This window comes from Pseudomonas sp. XS1P51 (assembly GCF_054897845.1).
Genome location: NZ_CM142707.1, coordinates 1,218,476 through 1,237,929, shown reverse-complemented (window position 1 = coordinate 1,237,929; position 19,454 = coordinate 1,218,476). Strand labels below are relative to the sequence as shown.

The 19,454-nt window shown below is 60.0% G+C and carries 19 protein-coding genes; 10 read left to right on the top strand and 9 right to left on the bottom strand.

The window, feature by feature from the left end; all coding sequences use genetic code 11:
* Positions 1-40: 40 nt before the first annotated feature.
* The 3 genes from ACYZUD_RS05890 to ACYZUD_RS05880 form a co-directional block, all read right to left on the bottom strand.
* Entirely contained in the window at positions 41-388 is a 348-nt protein-coding gene (locus tag ACYZUD_RS05890; protein ID WP_462023061.1) for a metalloregulator ArsR/SmtB family transcription factor, read from the bottom strand.
* A 255-nt stretch (positions 389-643) separates the two neighbouring features.
* Positions 644-772, bottom strand: a complete 129-nt coding sequence (locus ACYZUD_RS05885) for a hypothetical protein (RefSeq protein ID WP_462023060.1) — start codon at positions 770-772, stop codon at positions 644-646.
* The gene (locus ACYZUD_RS05880) at positions 769-1,524 is read right to left on the bottom strand and encodes a DUF2855 family protein (RefSeq protein WP_462023059.1); all 756 of its coding nucleotides are present in this window, start codon (positions 1,522-1,524) and stop codon (positions 769-771) included. Before ACYZUD_RS05880 ends, ACYZUD_RS05885 begins: the two co-directional genes overlap by 4 nt.
* 107 nt (positions 1,525-1,631) lie before the next feature.
* Between ACYZUD_RS05880 and ACYZUD_RS05875 the strand changes: the two genes are divergently transcribed.
* A complete protein-coding gene (locus ACYZUD_RS05875) occupies positions 1,632-2,057 on the top strand; it encodes a hypothetical protein (protein ID WP_462023058.1) in 426 nt (141 codons plus the stop codon).
* A gap of 125 nt (positions 2,058-2,182) precedes the next feature.
* On the opposite strand, the gene ACYZUD_RS05870 is transcribed toward ACYZUD_RS05875, so the two are convergent.
* Positions 2,183-2,743, bottom strand: coding sequence for an NADPH-dependent FMN reductase (locus ACYZUD_RS05870; protein ID WP_462023057.1), 561 nt, complete (start codon positions 2,741-2,743; stop codon positions 2,183-2,185).
* 175 nt (positions 2,744-2,918) lie between these two features.
* On the opposite strand from ACYZUD_RS05870, the gene ACYZUD_RS05865 reads away from it, so the two are divergent.
* Entirely contained in the window at positions 2,919-3,155 is a 237-nt protein-coding gene (locus ACYZUD_RS05865; protein ID WP_462023056.1) for a hypothetical protein, read from the top strand.
* Between the two features lie 88 nt (positions 3,156-3,243).
* Positions 3,244-4,137: a LysR family transcriptional regulator gene (locus ACYZUD_RS05860; protein WP_462023055.1), complete on the top strand. Its 894-nt coding sequence runs from the start codon at positions 3,244-3,246 to the stop codon at positions 4,135-4,137.
* Here the strand turns inward: ACYZUD_RS05860 and ACYZUD_RS05855 are convergent.
* The 5 genes from ACYZUD_RS05855 to ACYZUD_RS05835 form a co-directional block, all read right to left on the bottom strand.
* A complete protein-coding gene (locus tag ACYZUD_RS05855; protein ID WP_462023054.1) occupies positions 4,103-4,717 on the bottom strand; it encodes a GNAT family N-acetyltransferase in 615 nt (204 codons plus the stop codon). The genes ACYZUD_RS05860 and ACYZUD_RS05855 overlap by 35 nt on opposite strands.
* 14 nt (positions 4,718-4,731) lie before the next feature.
* The gene (locus tag ACYZUD_RS05850) at positions 4,732-6,987 is read right to left on the bottom strand and encodes an Orn/Lys/Arg family decarboxylase (RefSeq protein WP_462023053.1); all 2,256 of its coding nucleotides are present in this window, start codon (positions 6,985-6,987) and stop codon (positions 4,732-4,734) included.
* A 228-nt stretch (positions 6,988-7,215) separates the two neighbouring features.
* The gene (gene dnaQ, locus ACYZUD_RS05845; protein ID WP_462023052.1) at positions 7,216-7,974 is read right to left on the bottom strand and encodes a DNA polymerase III subunit epsilon; all 759 of its coding nucleotides are present in this window, start codon (positions 7,972-7,974) and stop codon (positions 7,216-7,218) included.
* Between the two features lie 199 nt (positions 7,975-8,173).
* Positions 8,174-8,626, bottom strand: a complete 453-nt coding sequence (gene rnhA, locus ACYZUD_RS05840) for a ribonuclease HI (RefSeq protein ID WP_008028618.1) — start codon at positions 8,624-8,626, stop codon at positions 8,174-8,176.
* A gap of 92 nt (positions 8,627-8,718) precedes the next feature.
* Positions 8,719-9,477, bottom strand: a complete 759-nt coding sequence (locus tag ACYZUD_RS05835) for a class I SAM-dependent methyltransferase (protein ID WP_462023051.1) — start codon at positions 9,475-9,477, stop codon at positions 8,719-8,721.
* Between the two features lie 65 nt (positions 9,478-9,542).
* On the opposite strand from ACYZUD_RS05835, the gene gloB reads away from it, so the two are divergent.
* From gloB to ACYZUD_RS05800, 7 genes are all read left to right on the top strand, one after another.
* Entirely contained in the window at positions 9,543-10,310 is a 768-nt protein-coding gene (gene gloB, locus ACYZUD_RS05830) for a hydroxyacylglutathione hydrolase (RefSeq protein WP_462025189.1), read from the top strand.
* 98 nt (positions 10,311-10,408) lie between these two features.
* Positions 10,409-11,839, top strand: a complete 1,431-nt coding sequence (locus tag ACYZUD_RS05825) for a transglycosylase SLT domain-containing protein (RefSeq protein ID WP_462023050.1) — start codon at positions 10,409-10,411, stop codon at positions 11,837-11,839.
* A 213-nt stretch (positions 11,840-12,052) separates the two neighbouring features.
* The gene (locus ACYZUD_RS05820) at positions 12,053-13,885 is read left to right on the top strand and encodes an extracellular solute-binding protein (RefSeq protein WP_462023049.1); all 1,833 of its coding nucleotides are present in this window, start codon (positions 12,053-12,055) and stop codon (positions 13,883-13,885) included.
* Complete coding sequence (locus ACYZUD_RS05815; protein ID WP_462023048.1) at positions 13,882-15,723, top strand: extracellular solute-binding protein; 1,842 nt, start codon at positions 13,882-13,884, stop codon at positions 15,721-15,723. Before ACYZUD_RS05820 ends, ACYZUD_RS05815 begins: the two co-directional genes overlap by 4 nt.
* Before the next feature lie 4 nt (positions 15,724-15,727).
* Complete coding sequence (locus ACYZUD_RS05810; protein WP_462023047.1) at positions 15,728-16,801, top strand: microcin C ABC transporter permease YejB; 1,074 nt, start codon at positions 15,728-15,730, stop codon at positions 16,799-16,801.
* Position 16,802: 1 nt separating this feature from the next.
* Positions 16,803-17,822, top strand: a complete 1,020-nt coding sequence (locus tag ACYZUD_RS05805; RefSeq protein WP_064677971.1) for an ABC transporter permease — start codon at positions 16,803-16,805, stop codon at positions 17,820-17,822.
* A gap of 1 nt (position 17,823) precedes the next feature.
* A complete protein-coding gene (locus ACYZUD_RS05800) occupies positions 17,824-19,434 on the top strand; it encodes an ABC transporter ATP-binding protein (protein ID WP_462023046.1) in 1,611 nt (536 codons plus the stop codon).
* Positions 19,435-19,454 lie beyond the last annotated feature (20 nt).

Sequence of the window (19,454 nt, the reverse complement as noted above, 5' to 3'; positions counted from 1 at the left end):
AAAGCAGCCTTCAGAGAAAGGTCGGAACGAAAATCGGGATTTAGCAGCAACGTGCAGGTCGATCAGTCATGGCTTGAAGTCGCACGACATCGGGCGCCAGCCAGTGTTGATGATCGGCCAGCGCCCCCTGCAACAGCGTAATGACCCAGGGCGACAAGTCCGGGTGCAGGCGATAAAACACCCACTGCCCCTGCCGACGATCCGCCAGCAGGCCGTTGCTGCGCAGTTGTGCCAGGTGACGGGAAATTTTCGGCTGGCTGAGGTCCAGCCCGGCGGTCAATTCACAGACACATAACTCGCCTTCACGGGCGATCAGCAGCGCGATACGGCTGCGTGTGTCATCGGCCAGGGCCTTGAAAATATCAACGGGACTGCGGGAGTCGGACATGAGGGAGCACGCCTCTGGGCAAACGAGGCGTGAATATATGGAATTTCGAATATTCAGTAAAGCAGAGTCTGGAAAACGCCGTTTTATAGGGTTCATGTAGCAGCTGCCGAGCTTGCGAGGCTGCGTTAGGCTGCGAAGCAATCGCAAAACCTGCTCTTGCGGTCAGGCAGATACACGGCATCGTCTGAATTCACGACGGCTTCGCAGCCTAACGCAGCCTCGCAAGCTCGGCAGCTGCTACAGGACAGGTTGAACTCACAACCGAATCACATGCCCCTCCACCGGTGCGACCTGCCCATGAAACAAGCGGGAAATAACGCTCTGTGCCGCTTCATACCCCTCGCTCTCGACCACTTCCAGCAACGGGCTTTCAGTCCCGGTCACCTGCCGATAGAACCGCTGCAAGCCCTCCCCAATATGTTGACTGACCCCTTCCGGCCCCCACTCGGCATTGCGCTTGCGGATCTGGATCGGGGCACGCGATCACGTAAATCCAGATCGCCGGAAAAATCCACGTACAGCGTCGGACGATCATTGGCCAGGCTCGCCAGCTCTGCGTAGGACAACGTTCGCTCGTAACAACCGAGCTTCTCGACAAAGGCCTTGTTGCCGGCGGAGGTCAGCGCTACCCGTTCCAGTTCAGGATGATTGTCCAGGCAGACCACCGTGCCGTAGGCGGTTTTGCTCGATGCGCTGGAAAACACCAGCCGGGTTGCGCCGAAGAACTGCTGGTCCTGAAGAAAGTCCGCCAGCATCGACGAGGTCAGAAACAACGGCTTGAGCAAAATCTGCAGGTTTTCGGTTGCAGGGCTGTAGTACGAATCCCAACTGCAACGGGTGTATTGGTTGTAAGCCGACGTCAGTGCCAGCCGATGCTCGGCCGCGTCGTAGAAACCACGCTCGGTGACCCGCTCCGGGCGCATCCACAGGTGGCTGGCAATCGGAAAATACCCGTAGAAGTGCTCGCCTACCGCAATGCCTGCAACATCGGAGGCCACGATATCGGCAAAACCCCATGCAGGGACGTGGCCCCATTCAGCCAAGCCTGTAGGAAAGAACCCCCAGTAGTTCATCGAATGACCGTAGGCGGCGTAGGTAATGTTGTTAGTGGTCAGTGCGCAACGGTCGATCTTCAAAATCACCTCGCCGGTCGCCGGAATCAGGCTACGTTGTTCCTGCTCGATTCGGCTTTGGTCGAGGGCGTTTTGGCACGCTGTACGACTATTTCCCGAGCAAGGAAGCCTTGCTGTCAGGCTACATTCGGCACTGTCTGGACGCTTTGTTACTACGTCTGGATGAACACGTCGTGCAGGCCAAAGAGCTGAGCTGGCCTATCCGTATCAAACACCTGATCCGCCTGACCTGCGACCCGAACGATGCGTTGCACCCCCTGTTCAACGAGCAAGTGCTGGCGATCGAGCACCAGATCGCCGAGCCCAAATATCACCGGCGGGTATTCCAGGAGTTGTCGCAGAAATGGCGTGAAGCTTTCGCGGCCTGTGAAGATTTGCCCAGGCAACCGCCGGTAACGGCCATCGATGCCTGGGTGATCATGGCGTGGGGTGGTCGGCGTTATTGCGTTGCCGCACAACCGGCGGCGGAGCAAACCGCCGCTTGGCTGTCGGAAATGGAATTGATGATCTGCAGCCGGCTTGCCAGCACCGGGTAATTCCCTGTGGGAGCGAGCCTGCTCGCGAAGGCGATCGCCCATTCACCTTCTCAGTGACTGACAGATTGCTTTCGCGAGCAGGCTCGCTCCCACAAGGTACGCACTCTGACAAAAGTCGTTTGATGTCACACTTTCTTGTGCTGCTCGACCCACTTCCCATAAGCATCAATGAATTTCTGCAAGAACGGCTTGACCGACTCCGACAGTTTGCCGGCCTCGTCGAACGCCGATCCCGCCCCGCTCAGGTAGGCTTCCGGCTGCTGCATGCACGGCACATCGAGAAAAACCATGGACTGGCGCAGGTGGTGGTTGGCGCCAAATCCGCCGACCGCACCCGGCGAAGCGCTGATCACCGCACCCGGCTTACCGCTCCAGGCGCTCTTGCCGTAGGGACGCGAACCCACGTCGATCGCATTTTTTAACGGTGCCGGTACCGAACGGTTGTATTCCGGGGTCACGAACAGCAACGCGTCGGATGAACTCACTTGTTGTCGGAAAGTGCTGTAGGCTGCCGGCGGTGAAGCGCCATCAATGTCTTCGTTGTAGAGCGGCAGGTCGCCAATTTCGACGATGGTGAGCTTGAGATTCGCAGGTGCCAGATCGGCCAGGGCCAGAGCGATCTTGCGATTGATCGACTCCTTTCTCAAGCTGCCGACCAGAACGGCGATCGTATAGACGTTGCTCATGGAAGATTCTCGACTGTCCGATGGAAAGAGCTTGTAGTTATAGATGACGATTCAAGCAGTGGGCGACTGAAATCGCCGCCCCTGACTATTTTTTTCCTGTAGGAAAACTTACCTCGCCCAACCACGGTCTACAGAACCGCAAATTGAGTGATTTATCTCCAGAGGTTCTAAGCAGATGGCAGCAGTACTCGTCGGTCAGTTCCATGCAAGAGACGCGGAAGGCCGCGTTTATTCCGTGCATGAGTTCCAGGAATCCACCCCGTCGGCAGACGGCCTTACCGGCTCGGTGCCTGTTACCACCTATAAGCTGGCCATTGGCGATCGCGTCAACAAACTCGATGACAACGAGTTTCTGCTGGTGCAGTCGGGCGTTACCATTACCCGTGAGCCGGAAACGAACGTCGTTTCATAACTCGATGTTATGAGCAGAAGTCATATGCGCGGACTTGGGTTAGGATTCAGCCACTGACTCCCTCACCTGCTGAACATGGACTTCACGCATGCGTTTACGCCATATCGAAGTGATCCAGGCGCTCCTGCAGACCGGTCACCTGGGCACCGCCGCCGAATGGCTGCAGTTGCCAGTGGCCGAGGTCGAAAGCATTCTGCGCGACGCTGAGGGTCAGTTGGGTTTCATGCTGTTTTCCAGCGTGCGTGGACGCTTGCAGGCCACGCGCGAGGCGCGGGAGCTGCAGGTCGAAATCGCCCACGTCTACGAAGCGCTCGAGCCGGTCCAGCGCCTGGCCAGCAGCCTCAAGCAATATCAGGCTCCCCCCCTTCGAATCATCTGCACGCCGCCCTTGGCACAACAGTTATTGCCTCAGAGCATCGCGACCCTGCGCCGACGCCTTCCCGATGCACCTTGCACCCTTCTGAGCCAGCCCACCCGCGAGATCGTCAGAAGCCTGCTGCTGCGCGAAAGCGATCTGGGCCTGAGCCTGCATGATCCCGATCACGCCGACATTCATTGCCAGGTGATTGCCCAAGGCAAACTCCAGCTGCTGGCCCCCCATGGCTGGCTGCAACCGAAGCAGAAGTACATCTCGTTGCAAGATCTGGCCGGCCAGTCGATGGTCGGCCTGGAAGGTCATGATCCGCTAAGCCCGGCGCTCGACAACAAACTGCATGCCCTGCGCCCTGCCCCGGTCATCCACACTCGGGTTCAGACTCACCAGATGATGCGCAGCATGGTCGAGGCCGGTGAAGGCCTGGCGATTGTCGACCCCTTCACCGCCCTCGGTGCCAAATCGGCAGGCCTGGATGCCTGCCCACTGGCGCCCGCCGTGCCGATCAGCGTCTATGCCCTGACCCTGAAGAACGGCGAGCCCTCCCCGGCGGTTCAGGCGTTGCTGGATATCGTCACGGAACAAGCCGCGGCGATGTTGGCGAGCTAAGCGGCCTTTCCAGCGGATTATCGAACAATCGATACCAGAACAACGCAATTTCGGCGGTGTTCGGATCGATTCCGCGATAACGCAGATGATCGACGCCACCAATCACGTAACCGCAGCGCTCATAGAGCCGGCACGCGCCCAGGTTGTTGTTCTGGGTCTCCAGCATGATCCCCGGCAGTTTTTTCTTGCGGCTCCAGAACTGCGCCACATCCAGCAGCGCCTTGGCCACGCCATGCCGGCGAGCTGGCGCATGCACCGCCAACTCATCGATATGGGCAAAGCCGTTCCAGTTGGTGCTGACTACTAGGTGACCCACCGGCTCATCATCGAGATAAGCCATGAAAATCGCGCTGTCAGCCGCATCGCGGTAACTGCTGAACTCCTCGGGATCAATTCCGTAGCACTTGCGATAAGGGGTGATCGGCGTCACCGGCCATTGCTCCACCGGTTTGCCGATTTCGGCTGCGCCATAGGCCGCGACTTCAAAACTGAAATCACTGCCCCAAATGTACGCCGCGAAGCCATCATCGGCCACGCGAACGGACAGCCCTGGGTATTTCGGATTCATGACCGGTTGCATACTGGGAAAGGTCCTCACTCCTTGATGCAATCGACGGTGTAGTGCCGTCCATTGCCCTCGTCTTCGTGTTGCAAGCCGTGCACATCAGCGACAAACCCCGGAAAGCTGCTGTCGAACGTACGGGCAAACGCCAGGTAATCGATGATCGAGCGTGTCGACTCGGTGAACCGCTCGCCGGGCATGATCAACGGGATCCCCGGCGGGTATGGCACCAGCATCACAGCGGCGATCCGCCCATCCAGGGCATCGATCGATACCGCCTCCACTTCGCCACGCACCAATTGATCATAGGCGTCAGCTGGCTTCATGGCGATTTCCGGCAGCACCGTATACATCCGCTTGAGGTGCTTGGCCGTGGCATTGCTGCGGTAACAGGCGTGCAGTTGATCACACAGATCGCGCAGGCCCATGCCCTGATAGCGCACGACATTTTCTTGCGCCACGCACGGCAGGCACGACGCAAGACTGACGTTGGCATCGTAGCTGCGCTTGAACTCCAGCAACTCGGTCAGCAGCGTGCTCCATTTACCTTTGGTGATGCCCATGGAGAACAACACCAGGAACGAATACAACCCGGTCTTCTCGACCACCAGCCCGCGCTCCCAGAGAAATTTACTGACCACCGCCGCCGGAATCCCGCGCTCACTCAGGGCGCCGCCCGCTGTCAGGCCTGGCATCACCAGGGTGACCTTGATCGGATCGAGCAGCACGTAGTCGTCGGTCACGCCGCCAAAGCCGTGCCAGTCCGCGTCAGGCTGCAGCAGCCAGTCTTCGGTCACCACGCGATCAATACCTTCCACCGACGGCGGCTGCCAGATGGAAAACCACCAGTCATCAGCGGCAATGTGCTGACGCAGATTGGCCAGGGCCCGACGAAAACTCAGCGCTTCATCGAACATCTCCTGCAACAGTGAACGCCCGGCCGGGCCTTCCATCATGGCCGACGCCACATCCAGCGAAGCGATGATGCTGTACTGCGGCGAGGTGGAAATGTGCATCATGAACGCTTCGTTGAAGCGATCGCGGTCGAGCTGCCGCGCGCCGCCGTCCTGCACGTGAATCATCGAGGCCTGGCTGAACGCCGCCAACAGTTTGTGCGTGGAATGGGTGGTGAACACCAGCGGGCTGTCTTCACTGCGGGAAGTGCCCATGCCATAGCGCCCGGCAAAGAACTCGTGGAACGCTGCATAGGCGTACCAGGCTTCGTCGAAGTGCAGGACCTCAACGCTGTTGCCCAGACTCTGCTTGATCAGTTCGGCGTTGTAGCAGAGGCCGTCGTAGGTCGAGTTGGTCACTACCGCGAGTTTGACTTTGGGCGCTCGGCCCTTGGTCAGCGGGCTGGCGTCGATCTTGGCCTGAATCGATTCGCGGCTGAATTCACTCAACGGAATCGGGCCGATGATCCCTAGCTCATTGCGCTCCGGGCACAGGTACAGAGGGATGGCGCCGGTCATGATGATCGAGTGCAGCACCGACTTGTGGCAGTTGCGATCCACCAGCACCAGGTCATCGCGGGCGACCATGGAATGCCAGACGATCTTGTTGGCGGTCGAGGTGCCATTGATCACGAAAAAGGTGTGATCGGCACCGAAATTGCGGGCGGCACGGGCCTCCGCTTCTGCCAATGGGCCCGTGTGATCGAGCAGCGAACCGAGCTCCGGCACCGACACCGACAAATCCGAACGCAGGGTATTTTCCCCGAAGAACTGGTGAAACGCCTGCCCCACCGGGCTCTTGTGATAGGCCACGCCACCACCATGGCCGGGGGTGTGCCAGGAATAATTGGAGTCGGCAGTGTGCTGCACCAGCGCCTTGAAAAACGGCGGCAGCAAGCCATCCAGGTATTTACGCGCCGCTCGGGCAACTTGCCGCGCCAGAAATGGCACGGTGTCTTCGAACAGGTAAAGAATGCCGCGCAGCTGATTGAGTTCAGCCATGGCGTCGGCGGGGGCGTTTTCCAGCGTCACTTGCTCGCCCAGAGCAAAGATCGGCAGGTCCGGTGCACGCACCCGCGCCAGGCCGATCAACTCCGCCATATTCTGTAACAAATGAGAGTTCGTGCTGGCGTCTTCGGAGGCGATCAACATGCACGAGAGGCCATGATGAGTCGAGGCGACCAGGCGCCCTTCGGTGTAATCGACTGCCGAGACAATGCTGAAACCTTCCTGCTCCAGCTCCCGGGCGATGCCACGCACGCGATCACCGGCCACGGTGTCGGCCTTGATGTCGCGATGGACGATCAGGACCGGGAATTTCAAATCTTTATACATGGGGCTCAGTGTCCTGAGGCGGCAGACCGGAGCCTGCCAATACGCTCAGGGTAGAGGGTTGAGGCGGATGTGGCGAGTGTCATGCCCTGAAATGGGTCATCGGGCGCGGTACGCTTTATTAATGATCAAAAGATCGCAGCCTCGTTTCACTCGACAGCTCCTACAGGGTTACGCATTCCGTTGTAGGAGCTGTCGAGTGAAACGAGGCTGCGATCTTTTTCGAAGGGCCTACGCCTGAGCCTTGGCCTCGGCCAGTTGCTGCCACAGCGACGGGGCGCCGGCGGATTTGGCGATGGCTTCCAGGCGTGCCACATGCTGGGCCAGGTCATCTTCGCTGGCGCGGATGATCCGTGTCGGTTGACGGTCGGCCGGCAGGCGGCGGATTTCGGTAGCGGAATTGTCCGCGCCTTCTCCGGAGCCATTGCCGTCGGACGCATTACCGGCCAGTGACAGGCTGGTCTGGCCGCCGGTCATGGTCAGGTAAACGTCGGCAAGGATCTCGGAGTCGAGCAAGGCGCCGTGCAGTTCACGGCCGGAGTTGTCGACGCCATAGCGTTTGCACAAGGCATCGAGGCTGTTGCGCTGACCCGGGTGACGTTCCCGGGCCATCATCAGGGTGTCGAGGATCGAGCAGTGTTGCGTGATGTCCGCACGGTCGTGCTGGCCCATCAGGGCGAATTCGTTGTTGATGAAGCCAACGTCGAACGCCGCGTTATGGATGATCAGTTGCGCGCCCTTGATGAACTCAAAGAACTCATCGGCCACCTCGGTGAAACGCGGCTTGCCCACCAGGAACTCGTTGGTGATGCCGTGGACGCCGATGGCGCCTTCGTCACTTTCGCGGTCCGGTTGCAGGTAAACGTGAAAATGCCGGCCCGTCAGGCGCCGACCGATCAACTCGACACAACCGATTTCGATAATCCGGTGGCCGTCGGTCACCGGCATGCCGGTGGTTTCGGTATCGAGTACAACGGATCTGGTGGCCATCAGTGCTCAGCTCTCAACGGGTCATTCGTGCAAAAGCGGCGATGTTAACACGCTCGCGGTTTACGTCGTGAACACGGTCCCTGTAGGAGCTGCCGAAGGCTGCGATCTTTTGATCTTGTTTTTTTGAGATCGCAGCAAATCAAGAGCCAGATCAAAAGATCGCAGCCTTCGGCAGCTCCTACAGGGAGATTGTGTAGTTTTAGGCCTGCTTGTACCCGCGCACTTCATCCACGCCACGGTTGGCCAATTGGTCGGCCCGTTCGTTGCCGTGATGCCCGATATGCCCGCGCACCCATTTCCAGGTGACGTTGTGGCGATTGACCTGCTCGTCCAGCAACTTCCACAGGTCTGCGTTTTTTACCGGTTCCTTCGCGGCGGTTTTCCAGCCGCGCTTCTTCCAGTTGTCCATCCACTCGTTGATGCCTTTCATCACGTACTGGGAGTCAGTCACCAGCAGCACGTCGCAGGAGCGCTTGAGCTCTTCCAGGCCACGGATTGCGCCCATCAGCTCCATGCGGTTGTTGGTGGTGTTGGCTTCGCCACCCCAGAGTTCTTTTTCAACGCCCTTGCACACCAGCAATGCGCCCCAGCCGCCTGGGCCAGGATTGCCTTTGCAGGCGCCGTCGGTGAAGAGTTCTACGCTATCGCTCATGCCAATCTATCCAGAAAATGCGGTGGCTCGCCGATCCGCGATCGACGATGCCCGAGGCCGGGACAAACCCGACCGGGAATAAAAACAGGGTATTACGGTTCGATATTGCGCCGGTTGACCTTGGCCATCGGCAGGGGAATCAGCTTGCCCATCGGTTCGCGACGTTCCTGACGGACCGGTCGCAGACCCACCACGATCTTGCGCGCCACCAATAAATAGAAGCCGCCACCCGACAATTGCCAGTCACCGGCCTTGCGCTCCCAACCGGCCAGACGGGCCTGCCAGGCGGGGGATGCAAGCGGCGGACGATAGCATCCGAAGCGGCGTTTCTCCAGCGCGAAGCCGAGCAGGTTCAGCCAGTCGCTGACCCGGGACGGGGAAATGCAACGCGCCTTGCGCAAGGCGTCGTGCGCGAACATATGGCGCAGCCCCCAACTGCTCCAGGGGTTGATTCCGATGATCAGCAGGTGCCCGCCGGGCCGCACGCTGCTCGCCGCCTCACGCAGCAAGCCGTGGGGTGACAGGCAGAAATCCAGCCCGTGCTGCAACACCACCACATCGGCGGCATGCTCGCTCAACGGCCAGGCCTGTTCTTCGCAGACGATCTCGACACCCGGCAGCGGTGCGCCGAGGCGCACATTGCGCTGGACCTGCGGCGCCGACGGCGGTGTCTGGGCCGACGGACCGTAATGCACCAGGTAGCCGCCGAAAAAACGCCCCAGCTCGTCTTCGAGCATGCGGCGCTCTTCGTCGAGCAGAAATTGCCCGATCGGGCCCGACAGCCATTCACGGGCCGCGCTGATCAACGTAAGCCACTCAGGATCGGCCTGAGCGAACGCTTTATCGGTCATTGCATTCTCCAAAGCGCCAGGAAGTTCTAAGATGCGCCATTGTTTTCCGCTTGGCGAATCCGACGATGATACAGATCACTGCCCTGCCCGCCTTCACCGACAACTACATCTGGTTGTTACAAGACCCGCACACCCGGCGCTGCGCAGTCGTCGATCCGGGCGATGCGGCGCCGGTCCAGGCCTGGCTCGCGGCGCATCCGGAATGGGTACTGAGCGATATCCTGATCACTCACCATCATCATGACCATGTCGGTGGCGTCGAGCAGCTGAAAAAAGCCACCGATGCCAAAGTCTACGGCCCGGCCAGCGAAAATATCCCGGCGCGGGACGTCGCTCTCAAGGACAACGACCGCATCAGTGTGCTGGGCTGTGATTTCAACGTCATCGAAGTACCCGGTCACACCCTGGGGCATATAGCCTTTTATCATCAGGGCCTGCTGTTTTGCGGCGACACCCTGTTTGCTGCCGGTTGCGGACGGCTGTTCGAAGGTACGCCGGAGCAAATGCACACCTCGCTGACACGCCTCGCGTCCCTTCCCGAGGATACGCTGGTCTACTGCACGCATGAATACACCCTGAGCAATCTGCGCTTTGCCGTCGCGGTCGAACCGGGCAATCCGGACACCGCCGAACGGCTGGCCAAAGTCATTGAACAACGGGGCGCCGGGATCATGACACTGCCTTCCAATCTGGCGCTGGAAAAGCGTACCAATCCGTTTTTGCGCACCGGCGAAACATCCGTTAAAGAAAAAGTGGACGAACGGAACGGAACCGAAATCCGGGCGCCGAGTGCGGTTTTTGCTGCCCTGCGCGCTTGGAAAGATAAGTTCTAACCAGGAACGCCGTTGGTACAAAAATTCTGAATGGTTGACCGCAGGGGGTACGCTTTCTAGAATCGCCCGACATTTTTGCCCGGAATTACTTCCAGCCAATGTCGTCATCTATTCGTAAAGCCATCAATTCAGACGCATTGACCCGCTTGGCTCAAGCCATCGCGGTGGCTGTGTCCGCCACCCTGGCGGGCTGTTCCAGCCATGTGCCGCAGACCGAAGCGACACACACACCGAATATTGCCGCTCGAGCCAAGCAAAAACCTATCTGGCTCAGCGAAAAGCCAACCCCACAAATTCCACAGGACGTCTGGGAACGCATGCGACAAGGCTTCCAGTTGCAGGACGGTCTGGGCGTCAACCCGCGCATCGAGCAACAGCGCCTGTGGTTCGCCAGCAACCCGTCCTTCCTCGAAAGCGCCGGCGAACGCGGCAGCCTCTACATTCACTACATCGTCGAACGCCTTGAAGAACGCAACATGCCGCTGGAGCTGGCGCTGCTGCCAGTGATTGAAAGCGCCTACAACCCGATGGCCTATTCCCGGGCCGATGCGGTTGGCTTGTGGCAATTCATCCCGTCCACCGGGCGTTACTTCAACCTGCGTCAGACCCGTTTCTACGATGGTCGTCGTGATATCACCGCCTCGACCACGGCGGCGATGGATTACCTGACCCGCCTGCATGACATGTTCAACGGCGACTGGTTGCTGGCCCTGGCGGCCTACAACGCAGGCGAAGGCACGGTCAGCCGGGCCATCGAACGCAACGAAAAGCTTGGCCTGCCGACCGACTACTGGAACCTGCCGCTGCCGGCCGAGACCCAGGCCTATGTGCCGAAGCTGCTGGCCTTGTCGCAAGTGGTGCTGGCGCCGGAAGCCTACGGGGTGAACCTCAACCCGATCGCCAACGAACCGTACTTCCAGGTCGTCGAAATCAACCAGCGCATGGACTTGTCCAAGGTTGCCGCGGTGGCGAACATCGACGAAGACGAACTGTTCCAGCTCAACCCGGCCTTCAAGCAGCGCACCACCATCGACGGCCCTCAGCATTTGCTGGTGCCGACCTCCAAGGCGCAGCTGCTGACCACCAGCCTTTCGACCATGCGTCCTGAAGAGCTGATCAGCAAGAAGCCGCTCAAGCCGGTATTCGAAGGTGCGGACGACGCCCAGATCGCCAGCCTCAAACGCGCCTATCGCGTTAAACGTGGCGACAACCTGGGCACCATCGCCAAGGCCAACAAGGTCGACGTCAAGGACCTGCAGCGCTGGAACAAGCTGACCGGCAAGGACCTCAAGGTCGGCCAGACGCTGGTGATGCAGGACAAGACCAAACGCAATGCCGGACGCGTCAACTCCGTGGTGGCGGCCAACAGCAAGAAGCAGCAGACCCAGTACAAGGTCAAGCAAGGCGACTCACTGTACATGGTGGCCAAGCGTTTCAACGTTGAAATGCAGCACCTCAAGCGCTGGAACCCGCGCGTCGGTCAGGCGTTGAAGCCTGGACAGATGCTGACGGTTTACTCCCCGCACTGATAAGAAGCCGAAAAGATCGCAGCCTTCGGCAGCTCCTACAGATAGGCGTACATCTGATCAATCGCAGGTGTACACGATCGGTGCAGGAGCTGCCGCAGGCTGCGATCTTTTTTTATGCCCCGGCGCGGCTTTCGAGCCCTGTCTTTTTCCTGTCCATACAAGCTGTTACTGTACGGCCCACAAAGCCCAAGCCGCCTGGATCGGATCTCTGACTTGAAGCGTCCCCTCCTCCTGTTCCTGATCAGCCTGGCCTTGAGCTCCCCCGCAAGCGCGACGATCAGCGAAAGCCATGGTTATGCGCAGTTCGGCACGCTCAAGTACCCGGCCAGATTTACCCACTTCGACTGGGTCAACCCGCAAGCGCCCAAGGGCGGTACGTTGCGGGTGATGGCGTTTGGCACCTTCGATACGCTCAACCCGTATACCTTCAAGGGTTCGAGCCCGGTTTCCACAGCGAATTTCCTGCAGTACGGCATCAACGAGCTCAACGAACCGTTGATGGTCGGCACCGGCCAGTACGCGCCGTCCGGCGATGAGCCGACCTCCAGTTATGGTCTGATCGCCCAATCGGTTGAATACAGCGAAGACCGCAGCTGGGTGGTGTTCAACCTGCGCCCCGAAGCGCGGTTCCACGACGGCTCGCCGATTACCGCGTACGACGTCGCGTTTTCCTACCGCCTGCTGCTCAAGGAAGGTCATCCGCAGTACCGGACAAACCTTCAGGAAGTACTGCGGGTCGACATCCTCAACCCGCACCGCATCCGTTTCGTCTTCAAGCGCGCCGGCAATCCGTTGCTGATCCTGCGCCTGGGCGAGTTGCCGGTACTGCCCCAGCATTACTGGAAAGGTCGTGACTTCAAGGCCACCACCTTCGAACCGCCGCTGGGCAGCGGGCCGTACCGCATCACGTCGGTAACGCCCGGGCGCCAGATCGTTTTCGAACGGGTCAAGGATTACTGGGGCAAAGACCTGGCCGTCAATCGCGGCAAGTACAACGTCGACCGCATGGAAGTCGAGTTCTACCGCGACAGCGACGTCGCGTTCGAAGCCTTCAAGGCCGGCGAGTTCGATATCTACATCGAGCATCAGGCGAAGAACTGGCAAAACGGCTACAGCTTCCCGGCGGTACGACGCGGCGACGTCATCAAGGCGCAGATCCCGCACCAGATCCCGACCCAGAGCCAGGGTCTGTTCATGAACAGCCGCCGTGCGATTTTCTCCGAGACCAAGGTCCGTGAAGCGCTGGGGATGATGTTCGACTTTGAGTGGACCAACCGCACGCTGTTCAGCGGCGCCTACAAACGCGCCATGAGCTACTACCCCAACAGCGAGTTCTCGGCCACCGGCCTTCCGGTCGGCCATGAATGGCTGATGCTCAAGCCGTACCGCGAGCAGCTACCCGCCAAGCTGTTCACCGAGCCGTTCAGCCTGCCGCAGACCCAAGGGCGCGGCATCCCCCGGGAAACCATGCGCAAGGCCCTGAGCCTGCTTGCGGAGGCTGGCTGGAAGCTGAGTGGCCAGCGCGTGCAGAACGCGGCCGGGCAACCGTTGCGTCTGGAGATCCTGCTGGTCAACCCGAATCTTGAGCGCATCCTTCAGCCCTACGTCGAGAACCTCGCCAGTATCGGCATCGATGCCCGGCTGCGCACGGTGGACCGCGCCCAGTACAAACAGCGCCTCGACCAGTTCGATTTCGACATGATCCTGATGACGCTCAACCAGACCCTCAGCCCCGGCCTGGAGCAATGGCAGTACTTCCATTCCAGCCAGGTCGGGGTCAAGGGCAGTAAAAACTACGCCGGCATCGCCAACCCGGTGGTCGACCACTTGCTTGAACAATTGCTCGCTGCCCAGACCCGCGATGAACAGGTCGCCGCCGGCAAGGCCCTGGACCGGGTACTGCTGTGGCAGCACTACATCATTCCCAACTGGTACCTCAATTATCACCGCCTGGCCTACCGCAACCGGTTCGCCTTCGTCACCACGCCGCCCTACACCCTGGGCCTGAGCGCGTGGTGGCTGAAATCTTCGGAGAAAGATCGATGAAACCTGTACGCGCCCTGCTCTTGCAGGCCAGCGGTCTGTTGTTCGCCGGACTGGCCTGCGCCGCGCCGCAACATGCCGTCACCCTGTACAACGAGCCGCCGAAATACCCGGCCGATTTCAAACACTTCGATTACGTCAACCCGGACGCGCCCAAGGGCGGGATTTTCCGTCAGGCCGGTTTCGGTGGCTTCGACAGCCTCAACCCGTTCATCAGCAAGGGTGTCGCCGCCGACGACATCAGCATGATCTACGACACCCTGGCCAAACAGGGCCTGGATGAACCGTTCACCGAGTACGGGCTGGTGGCCGGCAAGATCGAAAAAGCCCCGGACAACAGCTGGGTGCGTTTCTACCTGCGCCCCGAAGCACGCTTCCACGACGGTCATCCGATCCGTGCCGAAGACGTGGTGTTCAGCTTCGAGACCCTGATCAAGGACGGCGCGCCGCTGTATCGCGGTTACTACAACGACGTCGCCGAAGTGATCGCCGAAGACCCGCTCAAGGTGCTGTTCAAGTTCAAGCACAACAACAACCGCGAACTGCCGTTGATCCTCGGCCAGTTGCCGGTATTGCCCAAGCATTGGTGGGCCACCCGCGACTTCAACAAGGGCAATCTGGAAATGCCATTGGGCAGCGGCCCCTACAAGGTCAGCGAAGTGAAGGCCGGGCGTTCGGTGCGTTACGAACGGGTCAAGGACTACTGGGGCAAAGACCTGCCCGTCAACCGCGGTTTCTACAACTTCGACGTGATGACCACCGACTACTACCGTGACAACACCGTGGCCCTCGAAGCACTCAAGGCCGGGCAGTTCGATTACTGGCTGGAAATGACCGCGAAAAACTGGGCCAACGCCTACAACATCCCGGCGGTCACCGAAGGCCGGTTGATCAAGGAACAGATCCCCAACGGCAATCCCACCGGCATGCAGGGGTTTGTGTTCAACCTGCGCCGCCCGGTGTTTCAGGACGTGCGCGTGCGTCACGCCCTGACGCTGCTGCTGGACTTCGAGTGGACCAACAAGCAACTGTTCAACGGCGCCTATGTGCGCACCCGCAGTTACTTTGAAAACTCGGAAATGGCCGCCTCCGGCCTGCCGGACGCCGATCAGCTGGCGATCCTCGACCCGTTCCGCGGCAAAATCCCGGATCAAGTTTTCAGCGAAGCCTTCCAGAATTCCTTCTGTGACGGCAGCGGCATGATTCGCGCCCAGCAGCGCCAGGCCTACCAACTGCTGCAAGAGGCCGGTTGGCGGATCGTCGACGACAAGATGGTCGATACCACCGGCAAGCCAGTGACCATCGAGTTCCTGCTGGCCCAGACCGAATTCGAACGGGTGCTGTTGCCGTTCAAGCGCAACCTCAGCGACCTGGGGATCGATCTGGTGATCCGCCGCGTTGACGTCTCGCAGTACATCAACCGCGTGCGTTCACGGGACTTCGACATGATCGTCGGCAGCTTCCCGCAGTCCAATTCGCCGGGCAACGAACAACGCGAGTTCTGGATGTCCGCCGCGGCTGACAAACCCGGCAGCCGCAACTCCATGGGCCTGAAAGACCCGGCGGTGGACCAACTGGTCGAGCAACTGATCAACGCCGATTCGCGCAAAAGCCTGGTGGCCCACGCCCGAGCGCTGGACCGGGTGCTGCAATGGGGCTATTACGTGATCCCCAACTGGCACATCAAGACCTGGCGCGTGGCGTACTGGAACCACATCGGCCATCCGAAAACTTCACCCAAGTACGACATCGGCATCAACACCTGGTGGATCAAGCCCGATGCGAAACCGGCGGTAGAAGTCGAAACCAAACTGCAAGCCGACCCTGCGGGCACGGAGTAATCAGATGCTGGCGTATATTTTTCGGCGACTGCTGCTGATCATCCCGACCTTGCTCGGCATCTTGCTGATCAACTTCGTGATCATCCAGGCCGCGCCCGGCGGGCCGGTGGAGCAGATGATCGCCAAACTCGAGGGCTTTGAAGGCGCCACCAGCCGTATCGCCGGTGGCGGTGCCGAAGTGTCGGTGGCCGGTTCCGCCTATCGCGGCGCCCAGGGCCTGGACCCGATGCTGGTCAAGGAAATCGAGCACATGTACGGCTTCGACAAATCGGCGCCGGAACGCTTGTGGATCATGGTCAAGAACTACGCCACCCTGGATTTCGGTGACAGCTTCTTTCGCGATGCCAAGGTTATCGACCTGATCAAGGAGAAGATGCCGGTGTCGATCTCCCTCGGGCTGTGGAGCACCCTGATCATGTACCTGGTGTCGATCCCGCTGGGGATCGCCAAGGCCACGCGACACGGCAGCCACTTCGACGTCTGGACCAGCTCGGCGATCATCGTCGGCTACGCAATCCCGGCGTTCCTGTTCGCCATCCTGCTGATCGTGGTGTTTGCCGGCGGCAGCTATTTCGACTGGTTCCCGCTACGGGGCCTCACCTCGAACAACTTCGACGAACTGAGCATGGGCGGCAAGGTGCTCGATTACTTCTGGCACCTGGCGCTGCCGGTGACCGCGCTGGTGATCGGTAACTTCGCAACCATGACCCTGCTCACCAAAAACAGCTTCCTCGACGAAATCAACAAACAGTACGTGGTCACCGCCAAGGCCAAGGGCCTGACCAATCACCGCGTGCTGTACGGCCACGTGTTTCGCAACGCCATGCTGCTGGTGATTGCCGGGTTCCCTTCGGCGTTCATCGGCATCTTCTTCACCGGCTCGTTGCTGGTGGAAGTGATCTTCTCCCTCGACGGCCTCGGGCTGATGAGCTTCGAAGCGGCGATCAACCGCGATTACCCGGTGGTGTTCGGCACGCTATTCATCTTCACGCTGCTGGGGCTGGTGGTGAAACTGATCGGCGACCTCACCTACACCTTTGTCGATCCGCGCATCGACTTCGAAAGCCGGGAGCATTGAGATGAACCTGTCCCCTCTCAATCGCCGACGTTTCGAACTGTTCAAGGCCAACAAGCGTGGCTGGTGGTCGCTGTGGCTGTTTCTCGTGCTGTTCGGCCTGAGCCTCGGCGCCGAGCTGATCGCCAACGACAAGCCGCTGGTGGTGCATTACGACGACGGCTGGTATTTCCCGGCGCTCAAGCGCTACCCGGAAACCGCGTTCGGTGGCGAATTCCCGCTGGAAGCCAACTACAAGAGTCCGTATATCCGCGAACTGCTCAAGGCCAAGGACGCCTGGGTGCTGTGGGCGCCGATTCCCTACAGCTACCAAAGCATCAACTACGACCTGAAAGTCCCCGCCCCGGCACCGCCTTCGACCGACAACCTGCTGGGCACCGACGATCAGGGCCGAGACGTGTTGGCGCGGGTGATTTATGGCTTTCGGATTTCGGTGCTGTTTGCCCTGACCCTGACCATTCTCAGTTCGATCATCGGTGTGATTGCCGGTGCCCTGCAGGGTTTCTATGGCGGCTGGGTCGATCTGGCCGGGCAGCGTTTCCTGGAGATCTGGTCCGGGTTGCCGGTGTTGTATCTGCTGATCATCCTCGCCAGCTTCGTCCAGCCGAACTTCTGGTGGCTGCTGGGGATCATGCTGCTGTTTTCGTGGATGAGCCTGGTGGACGTGGTGCGTGCCGAGTTCCTGCGCGGGCGTAACCTCGAATACGTGCGCGCGGCCCGTGCGCTGGGGATGCAGAATGGTGCGATCATGTTCCGCCACATCCTGCCCAACGCCATGGTCTCGACCATGACGTTCATGCCGTTCATCCTGACCGGCGCCATCGGCACCCTGACCGCCCTGGATTTCCTCGGCTTCGGCCTGCCGCCCGGCGCGCCGTCCCTCGGTGAGCTGGTGGCCCAGGGCAAATCCAACCTGCAAGCGCCCTGGCTCGGCATGAGCGCGTTTGCGGTGCTGGCGCTGATGTTGAGTTTGCTGGTGTTCATCGGCGAGTCCGCTCGCGATGCCTTCGACCCGAGGAAGTGAAATGAATCAGGACAATCTGATCGAAGTGCGCGACCTGACCGTCGAATTCGTCGTCGGGGATCGCTGTCAGCGGGTGGTCGAGGGCGTCAGCTTCGACATCAAGCGTGGCGAAACCCTGGCGTTGGTGGGCGAAAGCGGCTCCGGCAAATCGGTGACTGCACACTCGATCCTGCGACTGCTGCCCTACCCGCTCGCCCGGCACCCATCCGGGACCATTGAGTATTCCGGGCAGAACCTGCTGAGCCTGAAAGAGAAAACCATCCGCCACATCCGTGGCAACCGGATCGCGATGATCTTCCAGGAGCCGATGACCTCGCTCAATCCGCTGCACTCGATCGAGAAGCAGATCAACGAAGTCCTCGGCATCCACAAAGGCCTGATCGGCAAAGTGGCGACCAAACGTACCCTGGAACTGCTGGAGATGGTCGGTATTCCAGAACCCGAGAAGCGCCTCAAGGCCCTGCCCCACGAATTGTCCGGCGGCCAGCGTCAGCGGGTGATGATCGCCATGGCCCTGGCCAACGAGCCGGAACTGCTGATCGCCGACGAACCGACCACCGCCCTGGACGTGACCGTTCAGTTGAAAATCCTCGAATTGCTCAAGGAATTGCAGGCCCGGCTGGGCATGGCGTTGTTACTGATCAGTCACGATTTGAACCTTGTGCGAAGAATTGCGCATCGCGTATGTGTCATGCAGCGCGGTTGCATCGTCGAACAGGCATCGTGCGAAGAGTTGTTCCGTGCGCCGCAGCATCCGTACACTCGGGAACTGCTGGCAGCGGAGCCCAGCGGCACACCGGCGACCAATGTGATTGGCCCGCCCTTGCTGCAAGTCGAGGACCTGAAAGTCTGGTTCCCGATCAAGAAAGGCTTTCTGAAAAAGACCGTCGACCACATCAAAGCGGTGGACGGGATCAATTTCAGCCTGCCTCAAGGGCAGACCCTGGGGATTGTGGGAGAAAGCGGCTCCGGCAAGTCGACACTGGGTCTGGCGATTTTGCGGCTGATCGGCAGCAAAGGCGCGATCCGTTTTGAAGGCAAGCAGCTAGACTGCCTGACGCAGCAACAGGTTCGGCCGCTGCGCCGGGAGATGCAGGTGGTGTTTCAGGACCCGTTCGGCAGTCTGAGCCCGCGGATGTGCGTGAGCCAGATCGTCGGCGAAGGCCTGCGGATCCACAAGATGGGCACCGAGGCGGAACAGGAACAAGCGATTATTGCAGCACTCAAGGAGGTAGGCCTGGATCCGGAAACCCGGCACCGCTACCCCCACGAATTTTCCGGCGGGCAGCGGCAGAGAATCGCCATTGCCCGGGCATTAGTGCTAAAACCGGCGCTGATTCTGCTGGACGAGCCGACTTCGGCCCTCGACCGGACAGTGCAACGCCAAGTGGTGGAGCTTTTGCGTTCACTGCAAACCAAGTACAACCTGACGTATCTGTTTATCAGCCATGACCTGGCTGTCGTCAAAGCGCTGAGCCACCAACTGATGGTGGTCAAGCATGGTCAAGTGGTCGAACAGGGTGACGCGCAAAGTATCTTTGCCGCCCCCCAACATCCGTATACACAGCAGTTGCTGGAAGCCGCTTTCCTGGCACCGGCCACTGCGCAATAACCTGAAAGAGAGGAGCAACA

Coding starts and splice junctions, on each gene's coding strand:
- ACYZUD_RS05890 (WP_462023061.1), bottom strand. CDS start 388: ATGTCCGACTCCCGCAGTCCCGTTGATATTTTCAAGGCCCTGGCCGAT.
- ACYZUD_RS05870 (WP_462023057.1), bottom strand. CDS start 2,743: ATGAGCAACGTCTATACGATCGCCGTTCTGGTCGGCAGCTTGAGAAAG.
- ACYZUD_RS05865 (WP_462023056.1), top strand. CDS start 2,919: ATGGCAGCAGTACTCGTCGGTCAGTTCCATGCAAGAGACGCGGAAGGC.
- ACYZUD_RS05860 (WP_462023055.1), top strand. CDS start 3,244: ATGCGTTTACGCCATATCGAAGTGATCCAGGCGCTCCTGCAGACCGGT.
- ACYZUD_RS05855 (WP_462023054.1), bottom strand. CDS start 4,717: ATGCAACCGGTCATGAATCCGAAATACCCAGGGCTGTCCGTTCGCGTG.
- ACYZUD_RS05850 (WP_462023053.1), bottom strand. CDS start 6,987: ATGTATAAAGATTTGAAATTCCCGGTCCTGATCGTCCATCGCGACATC.
- dnaQ (WP_462023052.1), bottom strand. CDS start 7,974: ATGGCCACCAGATCCGTTGTACTCGATACCGAAACCACCGGCATGCCG.
- rnhA (WP_008028618.1), bottom strand. CDS start 8,626: ATGAGCGATAGCGTAGAACTCTTCACCGACGGCGCCTGCAAAGGCAAT.
- ACYZUD_RS05835 (WP_462023051.1), bottom strand. CDS start 9,477: ATGACCGATAAAGCGTTCGCTCAGGCCGATCCTGAGTGGCTTACGTTG.
- gloB (WP_462025189.1), top strand. CDS start 9,543: ATGATACAGATCACTGCCCTGCCCGCCTTCACCGACAACTACATCTGG.
- ACYZUD_RS05825 (WP_462023050.1), top strand. CDS start 10,409: ATGTCGTCATCTATTCGTAAAGCCATCAATTCAGACGCATTGACCCGC.
- ACYZUD_RS05815 (WP_462023048.1), top strand. CDS start 13,882: ATGAAACCTGTACGCGCCCTGCTCTTGCAGGCCAGCGGTCTGTTGTTC.
- ACYZUD_RS05810 (WP_462023047.1), top strand. CDS start 15,728: ATGCTGGCGTATATTTTTCGGCGACTGCTGCTGATCATCCCGACCTTG.
- ACYZUD_RS05805 (WP_064677971.1), top strand. CDS start 16,803: ATGAACCTGTCCCCTCTCAATCGCCGACGTTTCGAACTGTTCAAGGCC.
- ACYZUD_RS05800 (WP_462023046.1), top strand. CDS start 17,824: ATGAATCAGGACAATCTGATCGAAGTGCGCGACCTGACCGTCGAATTC.